The organism is Collinsella aerofaciens, from assembly GCF_902501475.1.
Lineage (GTDB): Bacteria > Actinomycetota > Coriobacteriia > Coriobacteriales > Coriobacteriaceae > Collinsella > Collinsella aerofaciens_AL.
Genome location: NZ_CABWIF010000038.1, coordinates 1 through 1829, shown reverse-complemented (window position 1 = coordinate 1829; position 1829 = coordinate 1). Strand labels below are relative to the sequence as shown.

Annotated in this window: 2 protein-coding genes and 1 pseudogene; all 3 read left to right on the top strand. The window is 57.5% G+C overall.

Annotated elements, in window-relative coordinates; genetic code table 11:
• Window positions 1-2: 2 nt before the first annotated feature.
• A complete protein-coding gene (locus tag GDJ93_RS10350; protein ID WP_193221486.1) occupies window positions 3-128 on the top strand; it encodes a PTS system mannose/fructose/sorbose family transporter subunit IID in 126 nt (41 codons plus the stop codon).
• Between the two features lie 91 nt (window positions 129-219).
• Window positions 220-1434, top strand: coding sequence for an MFS transporter (locus GDJ93_RS07190; protein ID WP_193221485.1), 1215 nt, complete (start codon window positions 220-222; stop codon window positions 1432-1434).
• Window positions 1435-1604: 170 nt separating this feature from the next.
• A pseudogene (locus GDJ93_RS07185) lies at window positions 1605-1829 on the top strand (SIS domain-containing protein); the annotation flags it as partial.

Below are 1829 nucleotides of genomic sequence, written 5' to 3'. Positions count from 1 at the left end.
GCATGCTCGGCATGATCGCCTTCTGGCTGTACTACTGGCTGCTGTCCAAGAAGATCAACCCCATGGTGCTGATCGTGGCCACCATGGCCGTGGGCATCGTCGGCGCGTTCTTCGGCGTGCTGGCGTAAGGGCCCAGCTGCATAGATTTTCGTTGCGACCTGGAAAGGGGATGGAGCAGGCCTATGCCCTCCATCCCTTTTTTATGTAAAAGGAGTTCGTATGTTCGCGAAGGATCGCGAAGCAATGCGCCTGAAGCCGGCGGAGGTCAGGTTGATTCTTATTGAGTCCCTGCAGTGGTGCGCCAACAACGCGGTCTACTTTTTGGGGCTTATCGGTGCGGCCACGTACGATCTGGCTGGCACGGCCTTTTTGGTTGCTGCCATTACGCTCGCGCGCAATCTTATGACGTCGGTGGGCAATATGGTGTCGGGCTCGGTCATCGACCGCTTTGGACCGCGCCGGACGTCGTTTGTGACGTGCGTGATTACGGCTGTGCTATCGCTTGGCGTGGGGTTGGCGCCGTTGTCTGTCCCAGGACTTGTGTTTGCCGCGTGCGTCTTGGGACTTGCAGGCGGCTTTATCAACACCTGCACGCATGCGTTTCCGGGATACCTGGAGTCGACCACCGAGGGCCGTACCCGCGTGAACGGCCTCATGATGTTCTACAGCAATATCGCCTATACCGCTGGCCCGCTGCTCGGTGGTGCCATCGTGAGCTGTTTTGCCACGCAATCGGTCTATCTGCTCATGGCGGGCATGATGGGTGTGGCGGCCGTGCTCTCCTTGGGCTGTCACGAGTGTGTTGTTCCCGCAAAAGGGGAGAAGCCGAAGGGCGGTATTCTGGGAGGCATGGCCGAGGGTGCGCGACTTACGTTTCGAGACCACGACCTGCGCCTCATCTTTATCTCGGGCTTTTTGGGTTTCTTTGCGTTTGGCGCGTTCGATTCGCTGGAGTCGTTGTTCTACCGCGATGTGCTCAACGTGGATATCGTCTGGCTGGGCTGGCTGTCCTCGGTCGTGGGCCTCACTTCCTCGGTGGGCGCGTTCACCCTGACCAAGCTTTCTGCTCGCCATGTCAACCTGCGATTGCTGCTCGGCGCGCTCATGGCCGTGGGCATTGGGTCCATGGTGTACGTGGGCACCGATATGCTGGGGGTCGCGATTATCGGTCAGGCGATTAACGGTCTGGCCTGGGGGTTCCTGGAGCCGCTGCAGATGATCTTGATTCAGGAGCGTGCCGACATCAAATACCTGGGGCGCATTACCGGCTTTGTGCGTTTTGGCCTGATGAGCGCCGGCGTGGTGCCGCTGCTGGCGGCTCCGTTTTTGGCGGAGGCTTTGGGCGTCCAGACGGTACTGTTTGGAGCATCGACCATTATTGCGCTGGTAGGAACGCTGTTCTTTGTCACGCAAGGGAGACGCCGGGGGCGTTAGCTATACATCAAATTCTAATTTAATACCACTCACCAGAGAATTTCGACCGTTCACCGAGGATTGGAACAGATTGAAAAGTGGTATTAAAAACACGTTGGGTGTATGTCTATAATTGGTATCGAAAAGAAACGCGATGTATAGATTCGCGTGCAGGACAGAAAGGAAAAGCCATGAAGGAAACCGAGAAGATCGAGATCATGCACTTTAGCCAGGAGGGCTATCTCGAGGACGGCAAGAACGTCTATGAGACCGGCAAGAAGATGATTGAGCTCGCCGACAAGGTCGCCGACGAGGGCTACGACGCCGTGTTCCTGATGGGCGTCGGCGGCACCTGGGACGAGCTCATGCAGCTCGAGTACCTCATGAACAAGTTCGGCGACCGCGACCTCGAGGTC